11 protein-coding genes are annotated in these 14,194 nt (G+C 73.2%); 4 read left to right on the forward strand and 7 right to left on the reverse strand.

What is annotated here, in order from left to right:
- Positions 1-56: 56 nt before the first annotated feature.
- Genes IEZ07_RS14290 through IEZ07_RS14305 form a run of 4 tightly spaced genes read right to left on the reverse strand, consistent with a single transcriptional unit; the run spans position 57 to position 4,286 of the window.
- Positions 57-914, reverse strand: a complete 858-nt coding sequence (locus IEZ07_RS14290; RefSeq protein WP_239320026.1) for a sulfotransferase family protein — start codon at positions 912-914, stop codon at positions 57-59.
- Entirely contained in the window at positions 911-1,810 is a 900-nt protein-coding gene (locus tag IEZ07_RS14295; RefSeq protein ID WP_191895211.1) for a hypothetical protein, read from the reverse strand. Before IEZ07_RS14295 ends, IEZ07_RS14290 begins: the two co-directional genes overlap by 4 nt.
- On the reverse strand, positions 1,807-3,102 hold the full coding sequence (locus tag IEZ07_RS14300) for an O-antigen ligase family protein (protein WP_191895212.1): 1,296 nt from the start codon (positions 3,100-3,102) through the stop codon (positions 1,807-1,809). The genes IEZ07_RS14295 and IEZ07_RS14300 overlap by 4 nt, the downstream gene beginning before the upstream one ends.
- Entirely contained in the window at positions 3,099-4,286 is a 1,188-nt protein-coding gene (locus tag IEZ07_RS14305; protein WP_191895213.1) for a YveK family protein, read from the reverse strand. The genes IEZ07_RS14300 and IEZ07_RS14305 overlap by 4 nt, the downstream gene beginning before the upstream one ends.
- Before the next feature lie 326 nt (positions 4,287-4,612).
- Between IEZ07_RS14305 and IEZ07_RS14310 the strand changes: the two genes are divergently transcribed.
- The gene (locus tag IEZ07_RS14310) at positions 4,613-5,686 is read left to right on the forward strand and encodes a glycoside hydrolase family 26 protein (RefSeq protein ID WP_191895214.1); all 1,074 of its coding nucleotides are present in this window, start codon (positions 4,613-4,615) and stop codon (positions 5,684-5,686) included.
- Here the strand turns inward: IEZ07_RS14310 and IEZ07_RS14315 are convergent.
- From IEZ07_RS14315 to IEZ07_RS14325, 3 genes are all read right to left on the reverse strand, one after another.
- Entirely contained in the window at positions 5,570-6,523 is a 954-nt protein-coding gene (locus tag IEZ07_RS14315; protein ID WP_191895215.1) for a sulfite exporter TauE/SafE family protein, read from the reverse strand. The genes IEZ07_RS14310 and IEZ07_RS14315 overlap by 117 nt on opposite strands.
- A 178-nt stretch (positions 6,524-6,701) precedes the next feature.
- On the reverse strand, positions 6,702-7,970 hold the full coding sequence (cysC, locus tag IEZ07_RS14320; RefSeq protein WP_191895216.1) for an adenylyl-sulfate kinase: 1,269 nt from the start codon (positions 7,968-7,970) through the stop codon (positions 6,702-6,704).
- A 78-nt stretch (positions 7,971-8,048) separates the two neighbouring features.
- Entirely contained in the window at positions 8,049-8,765 is a 717-nt protein-coding gene (locus tag IEZ07_RS14325; protein WP_068901120.1) for a class I SAM-dependent methyltransferase, read from the reverse strand.
- Positions 8,766-8,921: 156 nt separating this feature from the next.
- Here IEZ07_RS14325 and mfd point away from each other — a divergent pair, with 156 nt between their 5' ends.
- The 3 genes from mfd to IEZ07_RS14340 are packed head-to-tail and all read left to right on the forward strand — an operon-like array spanning position 8,922 to position 14,128.
- A complete protein-coding gene (gene mfd, locus IEZ07_RS14330; protein ID WP_191895217.1) occupies positions 8,922-12,500 on the forward strand; it encodes a transcription-repair coupling factor in 3,579 nt (1,192 codons plus the stop codon).
- Between the two features lie 28 nt (positions 12,501-12,528).
- Positions 12,529-13,155, forward strand: coding sequence for a SurA N-terminal domain-containing protein (locus tag IEZ07_RS14335; RefSeq protein WP_191895218.1), 627 nt, complete (start codon positions 12,529-12,531; stop codon positions 13,153-13,155).
- A 22-nt stretch (positions 13,156-13,177) separates the two neighbouring features.
- Positions 13,178-14,128 carry a nucleoside triphosphate pyrophosphohydrolase gene (locus tag IEZ07_RS14340; RefSeq protein WP_191895219.1) on the forward strand — a complete coding sequence of 317 codons (951 nt, stop codon included), beginning with the start codon at positions 13,178-13,180 and terminating at the stop codon, positions 14,126-14,128.
- Positions 14,129-14,194: the final 66 nt, after the last annotated feature.

A 14,194-nucleotide genomic window follows, 5' to 3' on the forward strand; every position in this document is an offset into this window, starting at 1 on the left:
GGCCGGACCCCGGTCCCCGGCGCGGGCGGCCCCGGCCGGTCCGGTCGCGCCCCGCCTCAGGACCGCCACGACGGCTCCGCGCCGAGCCAGGGGGCCAGCAGGGCGTCGGACCCCTCGAACCGGGCGGCCAGCTCGCGACGGAGCGACGGGGGCATCGGAGCGGGCCGGGGGCGGGCGTTGTGCCGGTCGAACACCGGGTCGCCGAGGTGCGGCAGGCCGAGGAACCGCAGCACCCGGTCGTAGACGGGCTCCGGCCGGGCGAAGAACTCCCCGCTGTCCAGTACGAGGATCCGCTCCCGGCCGATCAGGGGCTCCACCCGGGCGAGCTGCTCGGCGTAACGGCCCCGGGCCAGGTAGGCGTGGTGGCGGTGGGCGTGGTGCGTCGAGTACGGCGAGGCGACGAGGGACTCCTCCGCCCCGGCCAGCCGCTCCTCCTCCAGCTCCAGGGCTCTGGCGAAGCAGCGTTCGCTCTCGAAACCCCGGGCCAGCTCGTGGGCGTGCGCGGAGAAGGCGCGCTCGACCGGGTCGCGGACCAGCACGATCAGCTTCACCCCCGGCAGGTCCGCGGCGATCCGGGCGGCGGCCAGCGGGTGGAAGAGGTAGTAGGGCGCCGACTCGAAGGCCTGCGGGCGGTGGCCGTGGCGGCGGGACAGGCGCAGGGTCGCCCCCCGCAGCGGGAAGTGCGCCCGGTACCAGGACAGGCCGCGGTCGTAGGCCACGTCGAAGTAGTGCACGCCCTTGTGCAGGACGGGCTTGAGCACGAGCGGGTGGCGGGCCAGCGCCCGGTAGAGCGAGGTCGTGCCGGAGCGCTGCGCCCCGACGACCAGGAAGGACGGCAGGATCCGGTTGCCGGAGGTGAGGCGTCCCGTGGTCCGGGACACGGCGTGCACGGAGCGTTTCAGCGCGGGTTTCACACCAGGACCTCCTGGGAGTCGACGACCGGGTTGAGCCATGCGGCGGGCGGGCCGAGCGGCTCGTGTCCGTCGGCGGCGTGCCGGTGGGCCAGCGCGGTCAGGTAGTGGACCGCGGTCAGCCGGGCCTCGCCCGCCGACAGGCCGAACGGGGCCAGCAGCGGCAATGCCTGCGCCACGCACGCGCGGGCGGCGGTCGGCGGGTCCATCCGGCGCAGGGCCCGCTGCAGGAAGTGGTGGAGCGCGTCGAAGCCGAGCGGCACGCCGGTGCCGAACCGCTCCCAGTCCCACACCAGCAGCCGGTCGTCCGGGCCGCGCGCGATGTTCCACGGGGAGAAGTCGCCGTGCCAGGCGAAGCGCTCCCCGCCGATCCCGCTGATCTCACGGATCGCCTCGGCGCGCAGGTCCGCCCCGGCCGCGCCGCGCCGTACGGGCAGGGGGGAGAGCGCGAGGACCGACAGGTCGCGCCAGGAGCCGTGGTGGAGCACGGTCGGCGGGATGACGGTCTTCAGCGGCGTCTCGGCGAGCATGGCGAGCGTCCGCGCCTCGTGCGCGACGAGTTCGCGGGTGCGGTCGGTGTCGCCGATCTTGACGAAGGCGACCGTGCCGTCCGGGCCCCGGGCCTCCAGGACGGGTTTGCGGTTGGCCCGCCGGGCGGGGCGCACGTGGAGGGTCACCCGGATCGGGATGCCCAGCACCTCGCTCAGGTGGGTCTCGATGCTGTCCCGCCCCGCGGGGACCATGACCCTGCCGCAGGGGTGCCACCACGCCCGCGGGGTGAGCCTGCGGGGGATCAGGGGGTGCGGGAGCAGGCTGTACGGCCGGTCCTCGCCGGGACCGGGGAACAGCAGGCTGATCGTCCGGTCGAGGTAGCGCCGCCGGACCCGGGCGTCGTTCATTCGGTGGCCCCCCGTGCCATGGTGTTCCTCCAGAGCAGTGCGAAAGAGATCAGGTAGAGGATGAGCGGTGTGACCAGCCCGTCGTAGACGAACATGTAGAGCAGGGTGAGGATCATCACCAGGACGCCGGCCGCGCCGATCGGCGAGCGGTCGGACCAGTGGCGCCGGACGGCTCCGGCGAAGAACGCGACGTAGAGCGCGGCGCCGACGAAGCCCTGGGTGATCATCAGGTGCCAGAGCTGGCCGTCGCTGCCCAGCGGCGGGTGGCCGCAGGTGTCGCACCAGTCGCTCTTGCCGGTGGTGATCGTCCGGTAGTTGCCCCGGGCGTTGCGGTTGTTGCCGTAGCCGATGAAGGGGGAGGTGCCCGCCGCGGCGATGGTGGACGACACGGTGAAGGCGCGGATGTCGTTGCTGTGCGGGTTGTCCAGCCGCTGGGCGACCAGCGGCTGGAGCGGGCTCAGGACGAAGGCCAGCGCTCCCGCCGCGACGGCCGCGCACATCACCAGGCGGCGCCGCGCGCTCGTCCTCAGGACCAGGTAGGCGGCGGCGACGCCCAGGCCGATCCAGAGGCCGCGGTTGAGCGAGTAGACGACCGGGATGGAGGCGAGGGCGAGCAGCACGAGCGCGGCCAGGCGGCGGTGCGGCCCGCCGTACACCCACCAGCCGACCACGAACCAGACGAGCAGGACCGAGAGGTTGCTGCCCCAGGCGTTGGCCCACTCGAAGGGCGCCTCGGGGCGGGGCGAGGCGTGCCCGAGGACCTTCTGCACCTGGGCGGCGGTGGGGTGGATCAGGTTCTGCACGAAGGAGTTGCCGCTGATCCATCCGGGCAGGAGCCGTTCGACGGGCGAGGTGAACTGCACGTGCGGCGCGAACACGCCCAGCAGGCCGCCCGCGACGGTCGTGACGAACAGCGCGCCCAGCATGCGCACCAGCCTGAGCTGCGGCAGTTCGTGCTCGGTGAGGCTCCCCAGGTAGAGGACCATGATCGTCATGGAGACGTAGAGGGCCAGGCGCATCAGGTAGCCGATGATCCGCCCCGCGCCGAACTCGCCGTAGGTGTCCGGTGGCATCTCGCCGAGCATGAGCGCGCTGACGAGGTAGCCGGCGAGCAGCAGCAGCCAGATCCCGAACCCCTTCGGGACCCGGATCGGCCGTCGCCGCCACAGGACGACCGCCATCGGCGGAGCGAGCACGATCACCGCCAGCCCGCCGAAGCCCAGCATCCACCAGACGGGGTAGCCGACGAGGAGCACGGCGATGGGCCAGCTCGCCGGGTGCGGGCCTGTCACGGGGGGAACACCCGCCTGCCGGTGGGCGGGGTCCCGCGCAGGGCGGCGTGCACGTCGGAGAGGGCGATCTCGGCCGTGGCGTCGGCCTCGGGGAGGGTGGCGCGGGGGTTCCCGCCGCCCGAGGGGATCAGCGTGCCCCCGGCGGGCTCGACGAGGCGCACGGCCCGGGGCTTGTCGGGAGCCGCCTCCGCGGCGACGACCGCGCCGAGCACCGGGACGCGGCTCTCACCCAGCTGCCGTACGGCCCGGGCCACGTCCTGGGACGACGTCCCGGGCAGGGGGACCAGCAGCACGGCGCCGCCGGCGCCCGCCAGGTCGGCCACCTCCCGGCCGGTGACGAGGTCGATGCCGGTCAGGCGGGCGAGGTCGCGGGGGTCGCGGATCCGGGTGTCGAGGCGGTCGCGGATCCAGGCGAGCCCGACTCCGGCGAGCAGGCCGATCATGAATCCGCTGCCGAGGTACAGGGGAGGGCTGGGCGTGCTGGGGCGGTCCGGGGCGACCGCCTCACTGATCACCGAACCCGGGGTGACGGCGACGGTCTTGAGCGCGTCGTATTTGACGGTGAGGTTGTAGACCTGGCGGCTGAGGACGCTCCGCCGCTGCAGGGCGATGGTGTGGTCGGCCGTGCCCCGGTCCAGCCCGGGCAGTTCGGCGACCACCTCGGTGAGGCTCTCGTTGACCTGCCTGAGCTTGGACAGGAGCGTCTTGAGCTGGACGGTCAGGGCCTCGTCGGCGGCCTCGCGCCGGTGCGCCAGGTAGGCCTGGGCGTACGCGCTCGCCCCCGCGGCGGCGCTGTTGGGATCGGCGGCGGTGTAGGAGATCTCCAGGACCGAGGTGTTGGGCGGCACGGCGACGTCGACGGGGCCGGGAGTGCTCTTGAGCGCGGCCTGGGCCTTCTTGGCGACCACGGCGGACTGGGCGATCTGGGCCTCGGTGTCGAGGTTGAGGGCCTCCCGCTGCCGGTTGGTCACCTGGTTGGTCTGCTCCTGGACGCCGGTCGGGGTCACCAGGACGTAGGTGGAGGCGGTGTAGGCGGGCGGGGTGGCCCACAGCAGGGCGCCGCCGCCGCCGGTCCCGGCGGCGAGGCAGAGCAGGAGGGCCGGCCAGCGGCGGCGGAGCAGGGACGCGTAATCCGCCAGGTCTCCGCCGGAGCGGCGGACGGGGGGGTCCGGCGACAGGCTCATGCGTTCGGTCCCTCTCGGGGGCTGGGCCTCGCGGGGGGAGGCTGACGCTGGGAACCCTAGGACTATAGGCCGGAACGCTATTTTCCCGTCCGCATACCCAGGATTTTCCTGGTGCGGCGGCGGCCAATCACGCCGAGATAACTGGTGTTTATCCGATATTTCCTCGCCGCTCCGCCGGGGAGGCGGAACAGTCCGGCAAAGTATGCGACGCGGCACGTCCGGAGGATGGGAGGGTGTGTCCCGCGGAAGGTAAAGAAACGCGCGGACGGACCATCTGTGAGGAACCGTTGTATCGGACAAATGCCGATTTAAGGCCAACTCCGAAGATGTCCCTGATCGCCGGCGCCGGTACGGCTCTCGTGCTCGGACTGGGCGCGTGCGGCCAGGCGTCGGGCGTCGCCTCGGAGGCGGCGCGGCACAGCCCGGCCCGCGGCGGGCTGCTGGACCTCCGCACGACGCCGGCGGCGGGCTGCGAGGCCAGCGTGAAGCTCATCCCCTCGTGCGGCGCCTGGTGGGGCGTGGCCCCGGAGGTCTTCACCGGCAGGCCGCCCGACCGGGCGCTGGCCCGGGCCGAGCGCCGCATGGGCCGTACGGCCGGCGTCGTGCACGTCTACCACCGGGAGGGCGAGCTCTTCCCCACCCCGCAGGAGGTGGCGATCGCCCGCGACCCCGCCGGGCGCAGGCTGCTGCTGGTCAACTGGAAGCCGTCGTTCGGCCGCACCTGGGCGGAGATCGCGGACGGGGCGCTGGACAGGCGGATCGACCGGCTGGCCGCGCACATCCGCACGACCTTCCCCGAGCGGTTCTTCCTGACCGTGCACCACGAGCCGGAGAACGACGTGCGGGACGACCCGGCCTCCGGGATGACCGCGCGCGACTACGCGGCGATGTTCCGGCACGTGGTCGAGCGCCTGCGGGCCGGCGGCGTGCGGAACGCGATCACCGTCATGACCTACATGGGCGCGCCCAACTGGGCGGCCGAGCCCTGGTTCGAGCAGCTCTACCCCGGCGACGACGTGGTCGACTGGGTCGCCATGGACCCCTACGCCGACGCCCGGGTCCAGACCTTCGACGGGCTGATCAACAAGACCCGCAAGGAGTTCCCCGACTGGCCGGGGTTCTACCGCTGGATGCAGTGGCGCTTCCCGGGCAAGCCCGTCATGGTCGCCGAGTGGGGCGTGTTCGAGCGCCGGGAGCAGCCGTGGTTCAAGTCGGCGTTCTTCGCCTCGGTCCGCCAGGAGCTGCGGCGCTACCCGCAGATCAAGGCGCTGGTCTACTTCGACTCACCGAGCGCCCCGCGAGGGGACACCCGGTTCGACACCACTCCCGCCGGACGCCGCGCCTTCCGGGAGCTCGCCCGCGACCCCTACCTGAACGCCACCGCGGTGCCGGAGAAGTGACCAGCCGGCCGCTCCGGCGGCCGTCGCGCCGCCCAGGATCCAGAGCGTGGCCGCGTTGCCCACGCCGAGGAGCTTGAGCGCCGAGGCGAGCAGCACCACCGCCAGCAGCGCGCGGATGACGCCGCCGGGGGCCCGGGAGGAGATCCGCGCGCCGAGGTAGACGCCGGGGATCGAGCCGATGAGCAGCGAGGTGGTGAGGTCGAGCTGGAAGTCGCCGAAGAACAGGTGGCCGAGGGCGGCCGAGGCGACCAGCGGGACCGCCTGGACCAGGTCGGTGCCGACGAGCTGGTTGGCCCGCAGCGCCGGGTAGAGCGCGAGCAGCGCCACGATGATCAGCGAGCCGGAGCCCACGGAGGAGATGCCGACCACGACGCCTCCGACCATACCGACCAGTAACGTCGGGATCGGGCGCACGACGATCTCACCGAGGTCCGCCGAGACCGGGCCCTCGTGCCGGGACAGCCAGAACTTGGCCACCAGGCCCGCGACGGCCAGCAGCAGCGCGACGCCCAGGGCGTACTTCACCGTCTGCTGGACCTGCTCCCCGTCGCCGAAGGCCCGCGCGATGAGCACCCCGCTGAAGGCGGCCGGCACCGAGCCCGCGCACAGCCAGCCGACCAGCCGCAGGTTCACGGTGCCGCGGCGCATGTGCACGACCCCGCCGACCGGCTTCATCACGGCCGAGGCCACGAGGTCGCTGGAGACCGCGGCGAGCGGCGGCACGTTGAAGAACAGCATCATCATCGGCGTCATGAGCGCGCCGCCGCCCATGCCGGTCAGGCCGACGACGATCGCGACGAAGAACGATCCGATGACCAGGGAGATGTCGATGCCCATCAGGCGCTCACCGCTTCCTCGCCCGCCGCACGGGCGGTCAGTGTCCTAGGCGTCCTCGGTGTCCTCAGTGTCCTCGGTGTCCTCAGTGTCCCCAGTGTCCCCAGTGTCCCCAGTGTCCCCGGCGTCCTCGGGGGCCTGAACGTTCCCGGTGTCCCCGGCGTCCGTACGGAGGTCCCGCTCACCGCACCCAGCCCCCCTGCACGAGCGGGTCCAGCACGGTCCGCACGGCCTGCTCGACCGTGACGGTGGTGGTGTCGACGACCAGGTCGGCGTCGTCGGGCTCCTCGTAGGGGGCGGAGATCCCGGTGAACTCGGGGATCAGGCCCGCCCTCGCCTTGGCGTAGAGCCCCTTGCGGTCGCGCCGCTCGCACTCGGCCAGCGGGGTGGCGACGTGGACGAGCAGGAAGTCGGCTCCCACGGCCTCGACCATCGCGCGGACCTCGTCCCGCGTCGCGGCGTACGGCGCGATGGGCGCGCAGATCGCCAGCCCGCCGTGCCGGGCCGCCTCGGCGGCGACGAAGCCGATCCGCCGGATGTTGAGGTCGCGGTCCTCGCGAGAGAAGCCCAGCCCGGCCGAGAGCAGGTGGCGGACCACGTCGCCGTCGAGGTAGGTCACCGTACGGCTGCCGCGCTCCAGGAGGGCGTCCCGCAGGCCGCGGGCGACGGTCGACTTGCCCGAGCCGGACAGGCCGGTGAAGAAGACCACCAGGCCGCGCCGGTGCGGCGGCCCGGGGAGCGTGACGGGCTCCGGGCCGGCCAGGTGCTCGGCGGCGCCGTAGGCCTCGGCGACGCGCTCGCGCAGCTCCAGGTCGACGGCGTGGTCCTCGCGCGGCGCCAGCGGCACCACGGCGATCGAGACGTCCTTCACCGTGCCGCCTGTGCCGCCTGTGCCGCCTGTGCCCTCCGTCAACCGGTCGCGGGCCCGGAGCGCGGCGCGGACGACCGCGGGACCGCCCTCGCCGAAGGCCAGGGGGAGCAGCAGGACCGCCGCGCCCAGCTCCCCGGCGGTCGCCTCGATCTCCGTCAGGTCGTCCAGCGGGCCGCGCATGGTGACGGCCAGGACCTCCCGGCCGGCCAGCTCCTCGCGGACCTCGGCGGGAGTGCGGCGCAGCCGGGCGAACGGCCCGTGCTCGGGGGCGCCCAGCGCCTCGACCGGCCCGGCGGCCAGGCCGCCGGAGCGCTCGGTCACGGTCAGCACGGCCAGCGGGGCGCCCTCGGGGTCGCGCAGGGTGATCCGGTCGCCGGGGGCGGCCGGGTGGTCGCCGGGCAGCGCGAGCGTGACCGGGGCCGGCCACGGCGTGCCGTCGGCGAGCGTGCCGTGCTCGTCCACGGAGTGCGCGTCGGCCGATCCCATGAAGCCCGTCAGCGGGCGGTAGGCGCCGGAGAGCAGCAGCTCCAGGTCGGCGAGCTCGCGGGCGTCGGGGGTCCACTCGAAGGGCGCCGTCATCTGCTCCACATTCCCGATCGACTTAGTCGGATATGGCCACTGTAGCCACTCTGGTTGTCCCACATCAACCGGTCCGGTTCAGAGCACTCGCGTGAAGTAGTCCTCCGGCTTGCGGATGATCATGGTGATCTCGTCGTGCGAGGCGGGGATGCGGCCCCGTGAGACGGCCTCGATCACCGAGCACGCGGCGCGCACCAGCGGCCGGTCGGCCGCCGGGCTGCTGGTCCCGAGGAACTCGTCGGTGACCACCAGCCCCCGGGTCAGGCAGTAGGCGCGGATGCCCTCCCGTGAGATGGACGGGCCGTACACCTTGGGCAGCGGCCCCGGCGTGCCCGCGGGGACGAGCTTGGGCCACAGCAGCCGCCGCAGCGGCCACGGGGTCAGCCGGGCGCACGTGCCGTAGGCCGACTCCCGGTCCCGCATCCGCAGTAGCAGCAGCCCGTTCGGCCGCAGGCCCCCGAGCAGCCGGTCGAGCACCAGCTCGGGGTGCTCCAGCCGCTCCAGCAGGAAGGGCGCGTAGACCACGTCGAAGGCCCGGGGCGGCACCGGGATCGACCGCAGGTCGCCCAGTGCCCACGAGGTGAGGTCCCCCCGCGCCGAGGTGTTCGCCCGCACCACCGGGTGGTCCTCGTCGATCCCGACGACGCGGCTCTCCATCTCCAGCTTCAGCGGGTCGGGCCATCCGCAGCCCGCGATCAGGACGTCGAGCCGGCGTCCGCGCCGCTCCGTCCACCGCTCCTGGATCCGTCGCTCGAAGAGGTCGCCCTGTGCGGCGACCGGTCGCATTCCTCTCATATCGCCTAGAGTAGTGGAACGATTACGATAAGTCACATGACCCCCGATCGTTCCCGCCGCCCGGACCCGGGCAAGTAGTCTTGGACGCGCAACCCCCGTGTCCTGCGCGTCCGGGGGCCTTTCGTGTTGCCGTCGTGGGGGCTGTGGGCGATTTCAATGAGCCTTTCCGGACTGCTTGACCTCGTCGTGGCCGACCCGGCCCTGGACTCCGTGCTGGCGGACGTGCGCGGGGGCGACCTCTCCGACGTCTCCCTCGTCGCGCCGCCCGCGCTGCGGCCCTTCGCCGCGGCCGCCCTGGCCGGCGGCGGCACGGGCCGGGAGGGCGGGACCGCCGGGCACGGCCCGCGGACCGTGCTCGCGGTGACCGCGACCGGGCGCGAGGCCGAGGACCTCGCCTCGGCGCTCTCCAGCCTGCTGGGGGAGAACGCCGTCGCGGTCTTCCCCGCCTGGGAGACCCTCCCGCACGAGCGGCTGTCGCCGCGCAGCGACACCGTCGGCCAGCGCCTGGCCGTACTGCGGCGGCTGTCGCACCCGGTGGCCGGCGACGCCTCGGCCGGGCCGCTGCGCGTCGTCGTCGCGCCGGTCCGGGCGGTGCTCCAGCCGATCGTGCGCGGGCTGGGCGACCTGTCGCCGGTACGGCTGCGCGCGGGCGACGACGCCGACCTCGACGGCGTGGTCCACGCCCTGGTGGGCAGCGGCTACCACCGGGTGGACATGGTCGAGAAGCGCGGCGAGGTGGCGGTGCGCGGCGGCCTGCTCGACGTCTTCCCGCCTACCGAGGAGCACCCGCTCCGCCTGGAGTTCTGGGGCGACACGGTCGAGGAGATCCGCTGGTTCAAGGTCGCCGACCAGCGGTCGCTGGAGGTGGCGCAGGACGGGTTGTTCGCCCCGCCCTGCCGGGAGCTGCTGCTCACGCCCGAGGTGCGCGAGCGGGCCGCGGCGCTGGCCGCCGAGCACCCGGCGCTGGCCGAGACCCTCGACCAGCTGGCCGAGGGCGTGCCGGTCGAGGGCATGGAGGCGTTCGCGCCGGTGCTCGCCGGGGAGATGGACCTGCTCATCGACCACCTGCCCGGACCGGCGGCGGTCTTCGTGTGCGACCCCGAGCGGATCAGGAGCCGGGCCGACGAGCTCGTGCGGACCAGCCAGGAGTTCCTGGAGGCCTCCTGGATCAACGCCGCGGCGGGCGGGGAGGCCCCGATCGACCTGGGCGCCGCCGCCTTCCGGACGCTGGGGGAGATCCGCGACCACGCCCGCAAGCTCGCGCAGCCGTGGTGGTCGATCGCCCCGTTCGGCGGCGGAGACGACCTCGGCGACGCCGGGGACGCCGGGGATGCGGTCGGCGCGCTGGTCCTGGACGCCCAGGAGGCGGAGGCCTACCGGGGCGACACCCAGCGGGCGCTGGCCGACATCAAGGGCTGGCTGGAGTCCGGCAGGACCGTCGTGCTGCTCAGCGAGGGCCACGGCCCGGCCGAGCGCATGGTCGAGCTGCTCAAGGGCGTCGACCTGCCCGCGCGGCTGGAGCCGGAGATCGGCCCGGCGCCCGACCCCCGGGTCGTGCACGTCACCACGGCCCTGGTCGACCACGGCTTCGTCACCCCCTCGCTGGCGGTGCTGACCCATCTGGACCTGGTCGGGCAGAAGGCCTCCACCAAGGACATGCGCAGGCTCCCCAGCCGCCGCCGCAACATGGTGGACCCGCTCCAGCTCAAGGTCGGCGACCACGTCGTGCACGAGCAGCACGGGGTGGGCCGCTACGTCGAGATGGTGCAGCGGACCGTGCAGGGCGCGACCCGCGAGTACCTCGTGATCGAGTACGCCAAGGGTGACCGGCTCTATGTGCCGACCGACCAGCTGGACGAGGTCACCCGCTACGTCGGCGGCGAGTCGCCCACCCTCAACCGGATGGGCGGCGCCGACTGGGCCAAGGCGAAGACCAGGGCCAAGAAGGCCGTCAAGGAGATCGCCGGAGAGCTCATCCGCCTCTACAGCGCCCGGATGGCCTCGCCGGGGCACGCCTTCGGGCCGGACACGCCCTGGCAGCGGGAGATGGAGGACGCCTTCCCCTACGCCGAGACCGGCGACCAGCTGGAGGCCATCGACGAGGTCAAGCGCGACATGGAGCGCCCGATCCCGATGGACCGGCTGATCTGCGGCGACGTCGGCTACGGCAAGACCGAGATCGCGGTGCGGGCGGCGTTCAAGGCCGTGCAGGACGGCAAGCAGGTCGCGGTCCTGGTGCCGACCACGCTCCTGGTCCAGCAGCACCTGTCCACCTTCGCCGAGCGGTTCTCCGGATTCCCGCTGAACGTGCGGCCGATGTCGCGCTTCCAGACCGACGCCGAGGTCAAGGAGACCCTGCGCGGCCTGTCGGAGGGGTCGGTGGACATCGTCATCGGCACCCACCGGCTGCTCTCGCCGGAGGCCAGGTTCAAGAACCTCGGTCTGATCATCATCGACGAGGAGCAGCGCTTCGGCGTCGAGCACAAGGAGGCCATGAAGCACCTGCGCACGCAGGTCGACGTGCTGGCCATGTCCGCCACGCCGATCCCGCGCACGCTGGAGATGGGCCTGACGGGCATCCGCGAGATGTCCACCATCCTCACCCCGCCGGAGGAGCGGCACCCGATCCTCACCTTCGTCGGCCCCTACGACGAGAAGCAGATCGCCGCCGCGATCCGCCGCGAGCTGATGCGCGACGGCCAGATCTTCTTCGTGCACAACCGGGTCGCCAGCATCAACAAGGTGGCGGCCCGCCTGCACGAGCTGGTCCCCGAGGCGCGCGTCGCCGTCGCGCACGGCCAGATGAACGAGCAGCAACTCGAGAAGATCATGGTGGGCTTCTGGGAGCGCGAGTTCGACCTGCTCGTCTGCACCACGATCGTCGAGTCCGGCCTCGACGTGCCCAACGCCAACACGCTCATCGTGGACCGGGCCGACAACTACGGACTGTCCCAGCTGCACCAGCTCCGCGGCCGCGTCGGCCGGGGCCGCGAGCGCGGCTACGCCTACTTCCTCTACCCGCCGGAGAAGCCGCTCACCGAGACCGCCCACGAGCGGCTGGCCACCATCTCCCAGCACACCGAGATGGGCGCGGGCATGTACGTCGCGATGAAGGACCTGGAGATCCGCGGCGCGGGCAACATCCTGGGCGCCGAGCAGTCGGGCTTCATCGCGGGCGTCGGCTTCGACCTGTACGTGCGGATGATGTCGGAGGCCGTGCAGGAGCAGAAGGCCAAGCTGACCGGCGCCGAGCCGGAGGAGCGGCCCGACGTCAAGGTCGAGCTGCCGGTCAACGCGCACATCCCGCACGACTACGTGACCTCCGAGCGGCTGCGCCTGGAGGCCTACAAGCGCGTCGCGGCGATCTGCACCGACGACGACATCGCGGCGGTCCGCGACGAGCTCACCGACCGGTACGGCAGGCTGCCCCAGGAGGTCGACAACCTGCTGGCGGTCGCGCGCTTCCGGATCCGCGCCCGCAGGGCGGGGCTCACCGACGTCACCCTGCAGGGCCAGCACATCCGGTTCGCCCCCGTGGACCTGCGCGACTCCCAGCAGGTCAGGCTTCAGCGGCTCTACCCGAAGGCGCTGCTGAAGCAGGCGACCGGTACGTTGCTGGTGCCCGTCCCCAAGACCAGACCGCTCGGCGGCCAGCCGCTGCGGGACCTGGACCTGCTCAAGTGGTGCGGCGATCTGGTCGAGGCGATGTTCCTCGAGAACATGCCGGTAAAGTGAAGCGGCATTTGTCGTGAAGGGATCGCAAGTGAAGTCGACTCGAGTGCGCGTCATCCTGGCGGCCGTGGCCGTGGGGGCCACGCTGACCGCCTGCTCCCCGGCGCAGGTCGGCGCCGCCGCCGTCGTGGGCGACCAGCGGATCAGCTCCAGCGAGCTGGAAGCCGACGTCAAGGAGTACGAGGCGGCGGTGGTCGCCTCCGGCCTCAACAAGAGCCAGCTCCAGCTCCGGGGCTCGGTCCCGCAGGCCGTGCTGACCAACGTGATCGCCATCGAGCAGCTCGACCAGCTCGGCGCGCGCAAGGGCGTCACCGTCACCGAGGCGGAGGTCGACGCCTTCCTCAACCAGATCGCCACCCAGGGCGGGCAGACCCAGCGCATGCCCGACGAGCAGATCGCCGTCAACGTCGGCGTGCCCCCGTCGAAGCTGCGCGACCTGGTCCGCATCACCCTGGTCGAGCGGAAGCTGCTGGCCGGGCTCGGCGCCGGGCAGGACGAGGCGTCCCAGCAGGCCGCGTCCCAGAAGCTCGCCCAGGAGGCGGCGACCATCAAGGTCGTGCGCAGCCCGCGCTACGGCGTGGCCAACCCGCAGTCGCAGGGCGGCGCGGACTCCTACGTCGACGCCGGCCGCTTCGGCGCGGTCCCCGCGTCCTCGTAACCGCCACGGACGCCCGACGGACATGCCGCTGATCCTCGTCACCACCTCGCCCCGGGTCGCGCCGGGCCTGCTGAGCCACCGCGCCTGGCAGGTCCTCGCCGCCGGCCCGGTGCGCACGGCCTCGCCCGACCACCCGCATCTGCCGTTCCTGGCCGAGGCGGGGATCGGGGTCGAGGTCGCGGAGCCCGATCCGGCCGCCCTGGTCCGCGAGGCCCAGGGCGGGGACGTGGTCTGGCTGGAGGCCGACGAGGCGCTGATGCGCCTGATCGGGCACGCGGCGGTCGCCCTCGACGACCCGCCGGTGATCGAGGTCGTGCCCGGCTCCTACGACCTGCCGGGCGCGCGCCTGCTCGACCTCGTCGCGGTGATGGACCGGCTCCGCACCGAGTGCCCGTGGGACGCGGAGCAGACCCACGAGTCGCTGGCGCCGTACCTCCTGGAGGAGGCCTACGAGGTGCTGGAGACGATCGAGGAGGGCGACCGCGGCGCGCTCCGCGAGGAACTGGGCGACCTGCTGCTGCAGGTGGCCTTCCACGCGCGCGTCGCGCAGGACCGCCCCGAGGGCGAGGGCGGGTTCGACGTCGACGACGTGGCAGCGGGCATCGTGGACAAGCTGGTCCGGCGCCACCCGCACGTGTTCGCCGCGGTGCGGGTGGACGGCGCCGAGCAGGTCAGCGACAACTGGGAGACCATCAAGGCGGCCGAGCGCGCCGCCAAGAGCGGCGGCGACGCCGGATCCCCGGTCGACGGCGTGCCCATGGGCCAGCCCGCGCTCTCCCTCGCCGCCCAGCTGCTGCGCCGCGCCGGACGCGCCGGCGTCCCCGCCGCCCTGCCGGAGGGCGTCCCGGCCGACGGCCTCGGCGCCCGGCTGTTCGAGCTGGTGCGGCAGGCGCAGGCCGAGGGGCTGGACCCGGAGGCGGAGCTGCGGGCGGTGTCCCGCGCCTACCGGGACATGGTCCGCAAGCGGGCCTGATCCGACGGATCCGGACGGGCACGGATCGAGCACGGAGCGGGTGCGGACCGGGCACGGACCAGGTAC

It is taken from the genome of Planomonospora parontospora (assembly GCA_014647935.1).
In the GTDB taxonomy this organism is placed as follows: domain Bacteria; phylum Actinomycetota; class Actinomycetes; order Streptosporangiales; family Streptosporangiaceae; genus Planomonospora; species Planomonospora parontospora.